Source organism: Aestuariivirga sp., assembly GCF_047600585.1.
Lineage (GTDB): Bacteria > Pseudomonadota > Alphaproteobacteria > Rhizobiales > Aestuariivirgaceae > Aestuariivirga.
In genome coordinates this window covers 3,011,304-3,024,694 of sequence record NZ_JASGKP010000001.1, presented here as the reverse complement: position 1 = coordinate 3,024,694, position 13,391 = coordinate 3,011,304, and the positions used below count along the sequence as shown (strand labels likewise).

At 62.8% G+C, this 13,391-nt stretch carries 13 protein-coding genes; 9 read left to right on the top strand and 4 right to left on the bottom strand.

What is annotated here, in order from left to right:
- Positions 1-2: 2 nt before the first annotated feature.
- Positions 3-1,436: an NCS1 family nucleobase:cation symporter-1 gene (locus tag QM801_RS14920; protein ID WP_415020003.1), complete on the bottom strand. Its 1,434-nt coding sequence runs from the start codon at positions 1,434-1,436 to the stop codon at positions 3-5.
- Positions 1,437-1,603: 167 nt separating this feature from the next.
- Here QM801_RS14920 and QM801_RS14915 point away from each other — a divergent pair, with 167 nt between their 5' ends.
- On the top strand, positions 1,604-2,488 hold the full coding sequence (locus QM801_RS14915) for a DMT family transporter (protein ID WP_415020002.1): 885 nt from the start codon (positions 1,604-1,606) through the stop codon (positions 2,486-2,488).
- Between the two features lie 17 nt (positions 2,489-2,505).
- On the opposite strand, the gene QM801_RS14910 is transcribed toward QM801_RS14915, so the two are convergent.
- Positions 2,506-2,730 carry a hypothetical protein gene (locus tag QM801_RS14910; RefSeq protein ID WP_415020001.1) on the bottom strand — a complete coding sequence of 75 codons (225 nt, stop codon included), beginning with the start codon at positions 2,728-2,730 and terminating at the stop codon, positions 2,506-2,508.
- A gap of 307 nt (positions 2,731-3,037) precedes the next feature.
- Here QM801_RS14910 and QM801_RS14905 point away from each other — a divergent pair, with 307 nt between their 5' ends.
- Positions 3,038-3,181: a hypothetical protein gene (locus QM801_RS14905; protein ID WP_415020000.1), complete on the top strand. Its 144-nt coding sequence runs from the start codon at positions 3,038-3,040 to the stop codon at positions 3,179-3,181.
- A 424-nt stretch (positions 3,182-3,605) separates the two neighbouring features.
- Positions 3,606-4,508, top strand: coding sequence for a helix-turn-helix domain-containing protein (locus QM801_RS14900; RefSeq protein ID WP_415019999.1), 903 nt, complete (start codon positions 3,606-3,608; stop codon positions 4,506-4,508).
- Here the strand turns inward: QM801_RS14900 and QM801_RS14895 are convergent.
- Positions 4,498-4,848 carry a hypothetical protein gene (locus QM801_RS14895; protein WP_415019998.1) on the bottom strand — a complete coding sequence of 117 codons (351 nt, stop codon included), beginning with the start codon at positions 4,846-4,848 and terminating at the stop codon, positions 4,498-4,500. The two genes, QM801_RS14900 and QM801_RS14895, sit on opposite strands and share 11 nt — an antisense overlap.
- A gap of 373 nt (positions 4,849-5,221) precedes the next feature.
- Between QM801_RS14895 and QM801_RS14890 the strand changes: the two genes are divergently transcribed.
- Together QM801_RS14890 and QM801_RS14885 are read left to right on the top strand one after the other, a co-directional pair.
- Positions 5,222-6,352 carry a SagB/ThcOx family dehydrogenase gene (locus QM801_RS14890; RefSeq protein WP_415019997.1) on the top strand — a complete coding sequence of 377 codons (1,131 nt, stop codon included), beginning with the start codon at positions 5,222-5,224 and terminating at the stop codon, positions 6,350-6,352.
- Positions 6,353-6,417: 65 nt separating this feature from the next.
- The gene (locus QM801_RS14885) at positions 6,418-6,774 is read left to right on the top strand and encodes a hypothetical protein (protein WP_415019996.1); all 357 of its coding nucleotides are present in this window, start codon (positions 6,418-6,420) and stop codon (positions 6,772-6,774) included.
- 6 nt (positions 6,775-6,780) lie between these two features.
- Here the strand turns inward: QM801_RS14885 and QM801_RS14880 are convergent, their stop codons facing one another.
- A complete protein-coding gene (locus QM801_RS14880) occupies positions 6,781-8,481 on the bottom strand; it encodes a glycerol-3-phosphate dehydrogenase/oxidase (RefSeq protein ID WP_415019995.1) in 1,701 nt (566 codons plus the stop codon).
- Between the two features lie 274 nt (positions 8,482-8,755).
- Here QM801_RS14880 and QM801_RS14875 point away from each other — a divergent pair, with 274 nt between their 5' ends.
- From QM801_RS14875 to QM801_RS14860, 4 genes are read left to right on the top strand one after another with little or no spacing between them, the layout of a single operon-like run.
- Positions 8,756-10,294 (top strand): FGGY-family carbohydrate kinase, encoded by a 1,539-nt coding sequence (locus tag QM801_RS14875; protein WP_415019994.1) that lies wholly within the window; start codon positions 8,756-8,758, stop codon positions 10,292-10,294.
- Positions 10,295-10,336: 42 nt separating this feature from the next.
- Entirely contained in the window at positions 10,337-11,440 is a 1,104-nt protein-coding gene (locus QM801_RS14870; protein ID WP_415019993.1) for an ABC transporter ATP-binding protein, read from the top strand.
- A gap of 9 nt (positions 11,441-11,449) precedes the next feature.
- Positions 11,450-12,520, top strand: coding sequence for an ABC transporter ATP-binding protein (locus QM801_RS14865; protein ID WP_415019992.1), 1,071 nt, complete (start codon positions 11,450-11,452; stop codon positions 12,518-12,520).
- Positions 12,521-12,523: 3 nt separating this feature from the next.
- The gene (locus QM801_RS14860) at positions 12,524-13,390 is read left to right on the top strand and encodes a carbohydrate ABC transporter permease (protein ID WP_415019991.1); all 867 of its coding nucleotides are present in this window, start codon (positions 12,524-12,526) and stop codon (positions 13,388-13,390) included.
- Position 13,391 lies beyond the last annotated feature (1 nt).

Genomic DNA, 13,391 nt, shown 5'->3' with positions numbered 1-13,391 from the left:
CGTTACTTGCGGCTCATGCTGCGGAGCACGTAGTAGACCGCACCACCGATACCCACGCCGAAGAACCAGCCGTAAGTGCCCCACCATGCGGGAAGAACCGTGGTGAAGGTCGGCAGGATCGAGGAGAACAGGCCGCCGACCGCAAGCGCGATGAGCGCGTTGACGTTCCAGCCGCCCTGGAAGCGGAATTCGCCATTCTCCTGATAGAGTGCGGCGACATCGAGCCGGCCCTTCCGGATCAGGTAGTAGTCAACCATCATGATACCGAAGATCGGGCCCATGGTGGAGCCGATGAAGTTGACGAAGTGCGCTGCCCCCGTCTGCCACGGCGCCCAGGGATAGAGGATGAGCGCGATCGCCGCGGCGATGTAGCCGCCCCGCTTGAAGTTGATCTTGCTGGGGAAGACGTTGGCAAAATCGAAGGCGGGCGAAACGAAGTTCGCCACCACGTTGATGCCGAGCGTCGCCACCGCGAAGGTGATCGCCGCAAGGGCCGCGAGGAAGACGGAGTCGAACTTGGCCGAGATCTGGTCGGGGTGCAGAAGCACCTCGTTGTAGACCGTGAAGGCTGCGGTCGTCGTCACGCCGGCCACAAGGCAGAAGGCCAGCAGGTTGATGGGAAGGCCCCACAGGTTGCCCTTGCGCAGTTCCGCTTCGCTCTTCGCATAGCGCGAGAAGTCGCAGAAGTTCAGGTAGAGGGCGGCGAAGTAGGTGATCCAGGTGGCGGCCACACCGAAGAGGGCCGTGACCGAGCCCGGTGTGCCGGGCACGCCCGCATCGGCCGTTGCCTTCAGCAGAACATCCTGCGGAATTTCGCTGCCGAAGGAGAAGGTGCCGGACTTGACCAGAAGATAGGTGGCTAGAAGTAGCATCATGATCCACACGGCAGGACCCGCCCAATCCTGGAACTTGCGCACCGTTTCCATGCCGCGCTGGATGATGAGCAACTGCAACGCCCAGACGATGACGTAGCAGATCACCTCGAGTGTGGAGTGGCCGAGCATCTGGCTGTTCTGGTGGAAGGCGAGCAGGCTCTCGTTCCGCACCAGCAGCGCCACGATGGCGCCCGAGGCGGCGGAGGTCTGCGCGCCATACCAGAAGCAGGCGACGATGGCGCGCACGATGGCCGGCAGGTTGGCGCCCACCGTGCCGAAGGAGGCGCGCGCCAGCACCGGATAGGGCACGCCCGTCCGCACGCCGGCATTGCCCACCAATGACATCAGGAAAAAGATGACCAGCGAGCCAAGCCCGATCGCCAGCACGAAGTTGATGAAGTTGCCGCACATGAGGAAGAGGCTGGCCGCGAGGAAATATCCCCACAGGCTGTGCACGTCCGATGTCCAGACATTGAAGATGCTGAAGGCGCCCCACTTCCGCTCGGTCGCAGGCGCCAGGTCCTCATTGTACAATGAGGGTGACGGGTTGTTGATTTGCATTGTCGTTCCCTTTGTCGTGTTCCCATGCTGCCGTCTTGTCGCGGCAGCGGCGGTATTATGCGCCTGATTCGAATGTATTGCCTAATTTTAGCGCAAGGCTGCTGAAGTCTGAGGCAGCAGGCGCTGGACACGTTGACCGGGACTGCCTGATCTGGCAGCAGGCGCGCATGTCCGCCCACCGCCCCCAAGCCATCGCAGCGCTGCTCGCCACCATGGTGATCTGGGGCACCTCGGCGGTGTTCATGCGCACGACGGCGCTGACACTGACGCCGGAAAATGCACTGGCGCTGCGCTATGTGATTCTGCTGCTCATGGTGGTGCCGGGCCTCTGGCTCACCGGGAGCTGGCGCATCGCCCGAAGCGAGTGGCCGCGCATGTTCGTGACGGGCGTGGGCATGTTCGGCTCGAGCTGGTTCACCATGCAGGGCTTTGCCCGCGTGCCGGCGGGGCAGGGCACCATCTTCGCCATGATCGAGCCGATCATCATCGCCCTTCTCGCCTGGCTGGTGTTGCGCGAGCCGCTCTCTCCACGGATCTGGGCCGGGCTTGCGGTGTCGCTCGCCGGAGCGGCGATCCTGTTCTGGCCGGACATCACCGCAACGGCGGCAAGCCCCGCAGACCCGCTCGGCATCTTCTACCTGCTGCTCGCGCCCACAAGCTGGGCCATCTATACGATCGGCGCCAAGCCGCTGCTGCAGAGCCATTCCGGCTTCGCCATCTCCGGCTGGTCGATGGTGATTGCAGCACCCGTCATCTTCCTGATGGCGAGCAAGCCCTATGCCGAGATCGCCGCTGCCGCGCCGCTCCGCACATGGGCGGAGCTCTTCTATCTCGCGGCCTTCAACTCACTCGCAGGCTCGGTGTTGTGGAACGTGGGCGCCCGCCATTTGCCGGGCGCAGTCGCGGGCTCGTTCCTCTATCTCGTGCCGGTGATTGCGGTCGCTGCCGGCTGGCTCATCCTTGATGAACCGGTGACGCTGTGGCTGCTGGCAGGTGGTGTGATCATGTTGGCCGGCGTTGCCCTGGCGCAGTCGGGTGCGCGGGGGCACTAGCCGCAACGCGCTCGCGTTTACTGATCGATGTGCAGCGAGAGGTGGGAGACGAAGCTCACCAGCTGTTCCTGGCGTGTCACGATCCAGTCAAGGAGATCGCTGACCGCCCAGTGCGCACCATCTTCGGAAACGGGTTCGGGGAAGCCCAACTGCCTGAGGTGGGCCAGCACTTTTTCCAGCTCCTCAACTGAAGTGTTGAGAGCCTGCGCCACATCCTCACGGCCTATCAGTCGGCTTCGCATACCTTTCATCCCCGAAAGCTGCGCTCTGTTTGTGGATCACGGATGCGAGCACCCGCGTGGCGCATTGGCGGACCACGGCGAACCGGGTTTCCGATGGGGCCGCTCCATACACCAAAAGGAGTAGTTTGGGAAATTCAAAAGGCGGACAGCTACATTGCTCAAAGCAGCAGCAAAATGTCACATTTGACATTCCAAATTTAGGGAACCTCTGCTACAGTTGCATTCCTGTTCATCGCCAAGCACGATTGTTCTGGGGCCCGTGCTGAGCGAAATTCAGGCAACATCAGTTTCTCAGAAACAGGAACAGATGGCACGCGAGGGCAACACGACAGGGGCGGCCGGGCAGCCGTCCCTCTATGACCATTCCGACGCGTCTCGCCTCAGCGAGCTTGATCCGGAGGTGGTCGCCTATTGCGTGGCCCAGAAGCTGCTGCGCCCCGTGAACTCGTGACGGCACCAACTGGTACACCGCCTCCGACATCCTGAAGCTCAAACTGCTCCGTACCCTTCTCCTCAGCCGCAAGCTCTCCGCCGCACTGGACAATGCCTTCCTGCAGATCGGCCGGGACCTGATGGACGAGCGCTCCGGCGTCACCGACATGAAGGGCAACGACCTTGCCGACATCGTTCAACAGTTGCTGGGCCGGTTCCAGAAATGACCGGGAGATCAGCTGGGGAGATCACTTGAAGTTGTATTTGCTCCCGGCTTTCGGCCAAATATGACTCGGGCGATTTACTGAAATCCAATCTGTCCTAGAAATAGCTGCAAGAATTGCCTAGGTTCAGCGTGCAATGTCTTGCTACTTCTGGCAGTGGCAGAGGGATACGGGTGGGACGCGCGGAACGAGGGTCTAACGCCGAGCAAGGGGTGCGATATGGGTATTCACGATATATTCGCCGCAAACCTCCGGGGTTTGTGTGAAAAATTCGGATCGATATCGGAAGTTAGCCGTCAGGCCGGCATCAACCGCCAGCAGTTCAACCGCTATCTCTCCGGGCAGAACATCCCCAACCGCCGCACCATCAGCCGCCTCGCCAAGTTCCTCGGGGTTGAAGAGGCGCGCCTCTTCAGTTCCTCCCAGGAAACACCACGGAAATCATCCCCAGCCACGAGCGGTGACCTGCTGACCGACGGCATTCATATGCCGGCCCCGCGCGAACTCGCCCACGAGGGCGGAACGCAGACCATGCTGCAGCCCGGTTTCTACTGCTGTTATTTCCCCCTGCAGGGCAGCAACCAGTTCCTGGTGAAGTCGCTGATCAAGATCGCCGCCAAGGGCAACTGCAAATACTTTCTCCGCCGCACCGTCTTCCGCTCGGCTTCGTCACAGAAGGCAACACTGGCGCAGGGCCGCCACCGCGGCATCATTCTGGCCAATTCCAGCGATGTTTATCTCGTCGGCATCAACACGCTCACGCCGCATCATCTCAGCATGATCGTGCTCGAACGCCAGCAGATCGCCGGCAGCACCGTCCTGCAGGGCCTTTCGATCACCCGCGGCACCACCGCGCACTTCGCCTCGCGTGTTTGCCTCGAGCGCCTCGGCACCGGCGTGAGCGTCATCAAGCGCCATGTGAAGACGCTCGGCATCGTGCCCACCACCGCGCCTGACCTCAACCCCACGATCGCCTTGCTGATGACCCAGCAGCAGGAGCCGCGCGCGGCGCAGATCGGCCTGCCCTACTTCGAGGAACTGATGCTGTCGCAGCACCAGGACTGGCCGGAGCTGAAGACCGCCGACACGAAGGCGCCGCAGCTTCACAAGGCTATTGTATGATTTCTTCCTTCGCCTGACCGGGCAGTGCCGCAGGCGTTTCGAAGAGCTCTTCCCAATCCACAGTGTCGGGAAGGGTGTCCTTCGGCTTCGAGCGGCCGTTCAGATAGGCCGAGTAGAACAGCAGTTCCGCCAGCTTCTGCACGCGGTCGAGATTGGTGTGGCTCGCCACCAGGAACAGGGTCTTGGCCTTGCGGGCGATGTAGCGGGCCACTTCGCGCTCATCGAGTTCCCAGTCGCCGAGATCGTCCACCAGGCGCGGGTGCTTCGAGACCTGTGCCAGGAATTCGCGGGTCTCGGCGAGGGTCATTCGGGGTCTGGCGGCTGTGCGGCTCTTGCTCATTCTCCGGCTCCACGTCGCGTGTGATGTGACGCATTTGCCCGTGATGAAGTGCGCTTGACCAGTTCGTAGAATGAGCAGCACATGAAGCGAAATCCGCGTCAGTGACGCTCGCGTCATGCAACTGCAAGTGCATTAATCCTTCACCACTCCGGTGACACGCTGGCCTCACCGGAAGACCCGGAGCAACCATGAAAAGGAGATGTTTCATGAAGAAGACCGTCACCAAGCCGTCCAAGGTCGAAGCTTCCGCCGCTGGTTTTGGCAAGAAGGGCCTTTGCTACAACAAGACGTAAATTGCGTCTTTGGGGGAGACGCCAGCGGCGTCTCCCTCAATTCGTTCCGGAAGCAGAGTCCCATACGGGAGGACAGGCACATGTCTTATGGCAATCAGAGACTGATCGTTTCCCCCACACTCGTGATCGTTCCCGCACCAGCCAGCGGCGCAACGCAGAACGCCTTTGCCGTCTTCGATTACCTGAAGAAGGCTTTTGCCTATTACCCGTGTGAGACCCTGCACTGGATGACCTATTTCCGCGAGCTTCACACCTTCAAGGAAGCCCGCCGCGCCCATCCGCACTGCCCCTACGAAACCCTCTGCGCCGAGATCGACGATCTCGTGGACGCGGGCTTCCTCATCACCGAGGAGGAATACAACGGGCCGCTCTATGGCGCCTACCGGCAGAAATGGAAGTGGGACCTCACGACCGCGCTCTTCCACTTCACCGTGACCGACAACGACTTCCACAGCGAGCAGGATGCAAGCGAGATCGTGGCGGAGAAGGTGGCCGCGGTGCCGCAGCCGCCACTCGCCTGGCCCAACCCGTCACCCACCGTCATGCTGCCGCCCTTGCCGCAGAGCCTCAACGAGCCGCTCTACTCCACCATCATCTCGCGGCGGACCAACCGCACCAGCACCGGACACCAGATCACCGCGCAGCAGCTGAGCAAGTGCCTGTTCTCCGGCCTCGGCATCACCGGCGAAGTGGAAACGCCCTCGGGCTGGCTGCCGCTCGGCGTCACGCCATCAGGCGGTGCCCGCAATCCCTTCGAGGCCTATGTCATCATCCGCCGCAGCAGCGAGATTTCACCCGGCATCTATCATTATTCGGCGGTCGAACATTCGCTGGGCCGGGTGGACCAGGACCTGCCGGAGCGCCTCAACCACCTCTTCGCCAACCAGGAATGGGTGGACGACATGTCGGTGATCGTGGTGCTGACCGCGATCTTCGAGCGCACCATGTGGAAATACGAAGACCCCAACGCCTATCGCGTGGTGCTGATCGAGGCGGGCCACATCGCCCAGAACATCATGCTTGCCGCCACCGACCAGGGACTGAGCGCCTGCCCGACGGCGGCGCTCTCCCACACCGGCCTCCGCGATCTCTTCGGCCTCGAGGAGATGACCCACGTGCCGCTCTATGCCCTGACGCTGGACAAGCCCATGCCCTATCCGGACAAGGTTCGCGCAGGCAAGGCGACACATCAGGTGAACATGGAAACCTAGTGGACGGCAGGCGTCCGGCATCTTCCAGATGCCCGGCCGGTTGCTGATCCTGGAAGCGATGGACAATGACAACCGGCACACCAACATCCTCCGTCACGGACTGGTCCCAGGCCATGGACGAGCAGGATGTCGCCAGCGAGACGAAGCTCCCCCTCGACGTGATCCGCTTCTGCGTCCGCAAGGGCATCGTGACGCCGCGCCAGACGGAGGGACGCCTGCTGTTTCCGCCCTGCGATGTACTGCACCTCAAGCTCTTCCGCTGTGTCCTTTACTCGCGCCACCTGAGCCGGGAACTGGAACGCTGCTGGCGCAAGGCCGGTGAGGACGCCATGGCGGAAAGCAAGGCATTGGGCGAGAAGTTCCCCCGCCGGCTGATCGACACGGCGGAAGAGGCGTTGCGCAACTTCCACCCGATCGCCTGAGACGGCCTAAAGCCCCTGCACGCGATTGCGCTGGACGAGGTGGTCGGTGACCGCCTGCACCTCTGACTTGGCGCGCGCCGTATCCCAGCCCAGTTCCTCTGCCGCCACGGCGGCAATCGCCGCGATGAGACCGGGCGTGGCCGTGCCTTCGAAGGGGATGAGCGTGCGGCGAAGCACGATGTCGGCAAGGCGCGTCACCCGCTCGTTGCGGATGATCCAGCGGATCTCGCTCTCAAGATAGGCGCTGCCGGCGAGGGGCCGCGTGCCTTCCGCTGAAATGGTGGCGGCGACTGCTTCGGCAGTGGTGCCGTAGCGCTTGAGAAGTGTGGCGGCGCGCGCGGCATCGAGCTTCGCACTGCGGGCGATGCTGGCGGCAAGCGCCGCACGGCCCGTCTCATCCCCCGGAAGGGATGCACTGCCGCCGATCACCGCATCAAGCGTGCTGCGGCTCCGCTTCTTGCCGAGGCGTGAGAGCACCGCATCGGCAATCTGCTCCGCGCAGGCGCGATATGTCGTCCACTTGCCGCCCACAAGCGTGAGCACCGGGAAGGGCCGCGCGCCTTCCGCTTCGAAATCACGGAGCGCATGATCGCGGCTGATGGCGCCGGTCGCACCCTCGCCGCTCCATGGCAGGGGCCGGATGCCGGCATAGGCGAAGACGATCTCGTCCCGCTTCGCCTTGCTGCCGGGCAGCACTTCCTCGAGCACGCCGAAGAGATAGTCGATCTCCGCGTCGGAGCAGCGCACCATATCCGGGTTCTCGTCGCGGATGTCGGTGGCGCCGAGAATGATCAGCTCGCTGTCGAGGGCATAGACAAGGCAGGCGCGGAAGTCGTGGGTTTCGAAATAGAACATGCCGTTGCCGAGCTGGCGGGCGATGTCGGGGCGGCGCATGACGAGGTGCGAACCGCGCGTGCCGCCCATCAGGCGCTGATCAATGCCGAGGCCGCGGTTGACGTGGTCCGCCCAGGCGCCAGCGCAATTGACCACAAGGCTGGGCGTGATGCTGAAGCTCTCGCCCGTTTCCTCATCGCGCAGTTCCGCCTTGCCGTCCTTCAGGCCGGCAAGAGAGACGTAGGGAAGCGCCATGGCCTCGGGGCAATCGCGCTCGGCATCCTTGATCAGGTCAAGCGCAAGCCGCTCCGGGTGGGTGAGGCGGGCGTCATAGTATTCAGCAACCGCGGTGACCTTGGGCGAGAGGCCGGGCCAGCGGGCGCGTGCCTCCGCCATGGGCACGATGCGGTGGCTTGGCATCACCTGTGTCGCCTTGCCGAACCAATCGAAGAACATGAGGCCGAGCTTGACGACAAGGATGCCCTTGGCGCCCGGCGTGCGGGTGAGCTTGAAGAAGCGCAGCACGGCGGACATCGCGCCCCCGAGCCAGCTGTAAGCAGGCACCCAGACGGGCAGGGGCTGAACAAGATGCGGCGCATTGCGGAGCAGGTGATTGCGTTCGATCACGGACTCGCGCACGAGGGCGAACTCGCCCGTCTCGAGATAGCGCAAGCCCCCGTGGATGAGGCGCGAGGGGGCTGCCGTCGTGCCCGAGGCGAAGTCACCCTTCTCCACGAGGATCGCCGGAATGCCTTGCAGGGCAAGATCGCGGAAGAGGCCGATGCCGTTGATGCCGCCCCCGGCGATGAGAACGGGCGTGCCGCTCGCCACCCTGTTGCGCAGGCGTCGGATGAGGCTTTCACGGCTTTGCACGGCTGCGGTCTCCGCTCTTCGGAATGGCTTCTGATACGTTTTTCTCCATAATGGCAGTTTATTACTTTTGGAACCTTGGTTTGCACGATTTTTTCGCAGCGCTGAAAAAGAACGCAATAAAATCAGCGATATGGCTTTGAAAAAAATTTTCTTATCAGGCTCATTGACAAATCCTCTCAGTCAAATAGCCTGCCCGAAATTCGATAGGCGGGGACCCTGAGCGGGGTTCAAATGACTGCGCCAAAGCAGCGGTTGCCGGTCGACGGGAGGAACGATGAAGCAGCGGCTGATCGGCATTGATGCCGGCGGCACGATGACAAAAGTCGTGCTGTTCGATTTGCAGGGCAATGAACTGGCCTGTGAACGTCAGTCGAATGACGTCGTGCTGAAGCATCCGGGTTGGGTGGAGCGGGATGGCGAGGCCATGTGGCATGCCGTCTGCACCAACCTGAAGGCGCTGCTCGAAAAGACCGGCACGTCACCTTCTGACATTCTTGCGATCACCCCTTCGGGCTACGGCGGCGGCGTCTATCTCGTCGACGGCGACGGCGTGAACGTGCGGAACGGCGTCATCTCCGCCGATACGCGCACGATTCCGCTGCTCGAACGCTGGCGTGCCACAGGGCAGGCCAAGCAACTCATTCCGGAAATCGAATCCAATCTCTGGCCGGGTCAGACACTGTCGCTGCTCGCGTGGGTGAAGGAGAACGAGCCCGAGACCATGGCGCGCACGGCCCACGTGCTGCCCACCAAGGACTTCCTCCGTATGCGCCTGTGCGGCGACATCTCCACCGACTTCAGCGACGGCGGCTGCGCCGGCATGATGAACGTGACGCGGAACGATATCTCGAAGACCGCCTTCGACATTCTCGCCATGAAGGAGTGGCTTCCGAAACTGCCGCAGCCGGCCATAGCGACGGAAATCGTCGGTGGCGTTTCGGCCCGTGCGGCGCGCGAAACGGGGCTGCGCGAAGGCACGCCTGTCTGCCGCGGCGTCTATGATGTTGTGGGCTGCGGCCTTGCCACCGGTTTCGAGAGCGCCAACCAGCTTGCGGTTGTGGCGGGCACCTTCGCCATTCATTCCACGCTGCACAAGAAGCCGACGCTCAATCCGCTGCCGACGATCCAGAACCGCTATCCGGTCGATGATCTCGTCATCGCCACCATGGCAACGCCCACCTCGGCGAGCAATCTCGAGTGGTTCGTGAAGACCTTCATGACGGCCGAACGCCAGGCGGCAAGCGCCCGGGGCATGAGCGTCTACGACCTCTGCAACGAACTCGTCGAAGGCACGATGGCGAAGCCGAACGACATTCTCTTCTTCCCCTTCCTGCTCGATGGCCCGCGCGGTGCGCCTGCGGGTTTCAGCGGCATGACCGTTGCAACCGGCATGGCCGACATGCTGCGCGCCATCTACGAAGGCGTGGCCTGCATCCACCGCTACGACATGACGACCCTGCTCACCGGGCCCGATGCCGCGAAACCGAACGTGATGCGCTTTGCCGGCGGCCCCTCGCGCAGCAGTGTCTGGGCGCAGATCTTCGCCGACTGCATGGGCCTGCCGCTCGAGATCACCAATGGCGGCGAACTGGGTGCAAAGGGTGCCGCCATGTGCGGCGCGGTTGCAGCGGGCGCCTATTCCAGCATGAGTGATGCGATGAAAGGCATGGTCAAGCTTGAGCGGCGCTTCACGCCGGACACGTCGCGTGCCAAGGTTCTTCTCGCCAAGTACGACCGCTTCCTCGCCGCCATCCACGCCAACGTGGCGGAATGGCAGCGCCAGCAATCCGCAGCGAAGGCCAACGCCGCATGAACAACTGCAATCCCAACACGTCTTCAGGAGTTCCGGGCACCCATGCTTGAACTTGTCAACGCCAGCAAGGTCCAGGGTGGACAGGTGCACATCCACCCGACGACGCTCACCCTCGAGCGCGGTACTCTCAACGTGCTGCTGGGGCCGACGCTCTCCGGCAAGACCACGCTGCTCCGCCTCATGGCCGGCCTCGAAAAGCCGACGGAAGGCCGCGTGCGCTTCGACGGCAAGGACGTGACAGGCGTTCCCGTGCAGCAGCGCAACGTCGCCATGGTCTATCAGCAGTTCATCAATTATCCGGCGATGTCGGTCTACGAGAACATCGCCTCGCCGCTCCGTGTCGCGGGCGAAAGCAACGACGTCATCGACCGCGAGGTGAAGAAGGTGGCGGAGCTGATGCGCCTCACGCCTTACCTCGAGCGCACCCCCTTGAGCCTGTCGGGCGGCCAGCAGCAGCGCACGGCGCTTGCCCGCGCCATTGTCAAGAAGGCGAGCCTCGTGCTCCTCGACGAGCCGCTCGCCAACCTCGACTACAAGCTGCGCGAGGAACTGCGTGAGGAACTGCCAAAGATCTTCGCCGCCTCCGGCTCGATCTTCGTCTATGCCACGACGGAGCCGTCGGAAGCGCTGCTGCTTGGCGGCAACACGGCAACGCTCCATGAAGGCCGCGTCAGCCAGTTCGGCAAGACCATCAGCGTCTACCGCAACCCGAACGACCTCATCACCGCCCGCACCTTCTCCGATCCGCCGATCAACACCCACAGCGCGGTGAAGGAGGGCAAGTCCTTCGTGCTCGCCGAGAAGGATCCGGGCGGCAAGGGCAAGCCGCACCGCATCACCATCCCTGTGCCCCAGCATCTTGCCGGCGTGGCCGATGGCCCGGTGACGCTTGGCGTGCAGCCCCATCATCTTTCATTGGAAGAGCCCTTCGAGAAGGCGCCCGCCCTCAAGGTCCGTACCCAGGTCTCTGAAATCGCCGGCTCCGAAAGCTTCGTGCATGTGCTCTTCGGCGACAAGCGCTGGGTCATGCTCGCCCACGGTGTGTGCAATCTCGATCCGGAACTCGACATCGACATCCATCTCGACACACGCCACCTGATGGCCTTCGGCACCGACGGCACGTCACTTTCGAGAAACGCAGGCTGAGGGGACGACATGGCCAGGATCAATCTCGACCACATCCGCCACGCCTACGGCATCCGCCCGACCTCGCCGCAGGACTATGCGCTGCGTGAAGTCCATCATGAATGGGCCGATGGCGGCGCCTATGCGCTGCTGGGGCCTTCGGGCTGCGGCAAGACCACGCTGCTCAACATCATCTCGGGCCTCGTGCGCCCCTCCGAGGGCCATATCCTGTTCGACGGCCACGACGTCACGCAGCTGCCGACGGAAGCCCGCAACATCGCCCAGGTGTTCCAGTTCCCGGTCGTCTACGACACCATGACGGTCTACGACAATCTGGCCTTTCCGCTGCGCAATCGCGGCGTACCGGAAGACCAGGTGGCAAGCCGTGTGAAGAACATCCTCGAGATGCTGGAACTCACGGACCGCGCCCAGAAGAAGGCCCGCGGCCTCACCGCCGACCAGAAGCAGAAGATCTCGCTCGGCCGCGGCCTCGTGCGCTCCGACGTCAACGCCATTCTCTTCGACGAACCGCTGACCGTGATCGACCCGCACCTGAAGTGGGTGCTGCGCTCGCAGCTGAAGAGCCTGCACCGCCAGTCGCGCTTCACCATGGTCTACGTCACCCACGACCAGACGGAAGCCCTCACCTTCGCCGACAAGGTGGTGGTGATGTATGAAGGCCAGATCGTGCAGATCGGCACGCCCGAGGAGCTCTTCGAGAAGCCGAAGCACACTTTCGTCGGCTACTTCATCGGCTCGCCCGGCATGAACGTCTTCCCCATCTCGGTCGACGGCAAGAAGGTCCGCCTCGGCGGCGAGGCCATCGACCTCGGCTACGCGCCGAAGATCAACCAGGGACAGAAGGCCGAACTCGGCATCCGGCCGGAATTCATGGACATCGGCAAGAAGGGCCTGCCGCTCTCGGTCCGCAAGGTCGAGGACATCGGCCGCCAGAAGATCGTGCGCGGCGAAATGGCCGGTCAGCCGGTCTCCATCGTCGTCAAGGAAGACAAGGAAATCCCGTCGGAACCGCGTGTCAGCTTCCAGGACAAGGGCATCAACATCTACGCCGACTCCTGGCGCGTCGGACGGGAGGCATAAGCCATGAACAAGACCTGGAACAACAAAGCCTGGTTCATGATCCTGCCGGCCATGGTGATGGTGATGATCTCCGCCGTCATCCCGCTCATGACGGTCGTCAACTATTCGGTGCAGGACACCTTCGGCAACAACGAGTTCTTCTGGAACGGCACCGCCTGGTTCCAGGAAGTGCTGGATGATGACCGCTTCTGGGGCGCGCTGATGCGAAACTTCGCCTTCTCGGCCACCATCCTGGCGATCGAGATTCCCCTGGGCGTGTTCATTGCGCTCCACATGCCGCGCAAAGGCCCCGGCGTTTCGGTCTGTCTGGTGCTGATGGCGCTGCCGCTCCTCATCCCGTGGAATGTGGTCGGCACCATCTTCCAGCTTCTCTGCCGTACCGACATCGGCCTCGTGGGTTATGCCATCACCAGCCTGGGCATTCCCTATAGCTATGCAGCGAACCCGCGCGATGCCTGGATCACCGTGGTGATCATGGACGTCTGGCACTGGTCCAGCCTTGTCGTGCTGCTGGCCTATGCCGGCCTCGTCTCCATTCCGGATGCCTATTACCAGGCGGCCCGCATCGACGGCGCCTCGCGCTGGTCGGTGTTCCGCTACATCCAGCTGCCCAAGATGAAGCGCGTGCTCATCATCGCCTTCCTGCTCCGCTTCATGGACAGCTTCATGATCTATACCGAGCCCTTCGTGGTGACGGGCGGCGGGCCGGGCACGGCCACCACCTTCCTCTCGATCGAGCTCGTGAAGCGCGCCATCGGCCAGTTCGACCTGGGCTATGCCGCCGCGATGTCGATCATGTACTTCCTCATCATCCTGCTGGTGTCGTGGATCTTCTACACCGTCATGACCAGCAACGACGAAACGGCCTGAG

What these genes read in the sequence shown, in the direction of transcription:
- QM801_RS14920 (WP_415020003.1), bottom strand. Translation starts at nt 1,436, where the DNA reads ATGCAAATCAACAACCCGTCACCCTCATTGTACAATGAGGACCTGGCG.
- QM801_RS14915 (WP_415020002.1), top strand. Translation starts at nt 1,604, where the DNA reads ATGTCCGCCCACCGCCCCCAAGCCATCGCAGCGCTGCTCGCCACCATG.
- QM801_RS14910 (WP_415020001.1), bottom strand. Translation starts at nt 2,730, where the DNA reads ATGCGAAGCCGACTGATAGGCCGTGAGGATGTGGCGCAGGCTCTCAAC.
- QM801_RS14905 (WP_415020000.1), top strand. Translation starts at nt 3,038, where the DNA reads ATGGCACGCGAGGGCAACACGACAGGGGCGGCCGGGCAGCCGTCCCTC.
- QM801_RS14900 (WP_415019999.1), top strand. Translation starts at nt 3,606, where the DNA reads ATGGGTATTCACGATATATTCGCCGCAAACCTCCGGGGTTTGTGTGAA.
- QM801_RS14895 (WP_415019998.1), bottom strand. Translation starts at nt 4,848, where the DNA reads ATGAGCAAGAGCCGCACAGCCGCCAGACCCCGAATGACCCTCGCCGAG.
- QM801_RS14890 (WP_415019997.1), top strand. Translation starts at nt 5,222, where the DNA reads ATGTCTTATGGCAATCAGAGACTGATCGTTTCCCCCACACTCGTGATC.
- QM801_RS14885 (WP_415019996.1), top strand. Translation starts at nt 6,418, where the DNA reads ATGACAACCGGCACACCAACATCCTCCGTCACGGACTGGTCCCAGGCC.
- QM801_RS14875 (WP_415019994.1), top strand. Translation starts at nt 8,756, where the DNA reads ATGAAGCAGCGGCTGATCGGCATTGATGCCGGCGGCACGATGACAAAA.
- QM801_RS14870 (WP_415019993.1), top strand. Translation starts at nt 10,337, where the DNA reads ATGCTTGAACTTGTCAACGCCAGCAAGGTCCAGGGTGGACAGGTGCAC.
- QM801_RS14865 (WP_415019992.1), top strand. Translation starts at nt 11,450, where the DNA reads ATGGCCAGGATCAATCTCGACCACATCCGCCACGCCTACGGCATCCGC.
- QM801_RS14860 (WP_415019991.1), top strand. Translation starts at nt 12,524, where the DNA reads ATGAACAAGACCTGGAACAACAAAGCCTGGTTCATGATCCTGCCGGCC.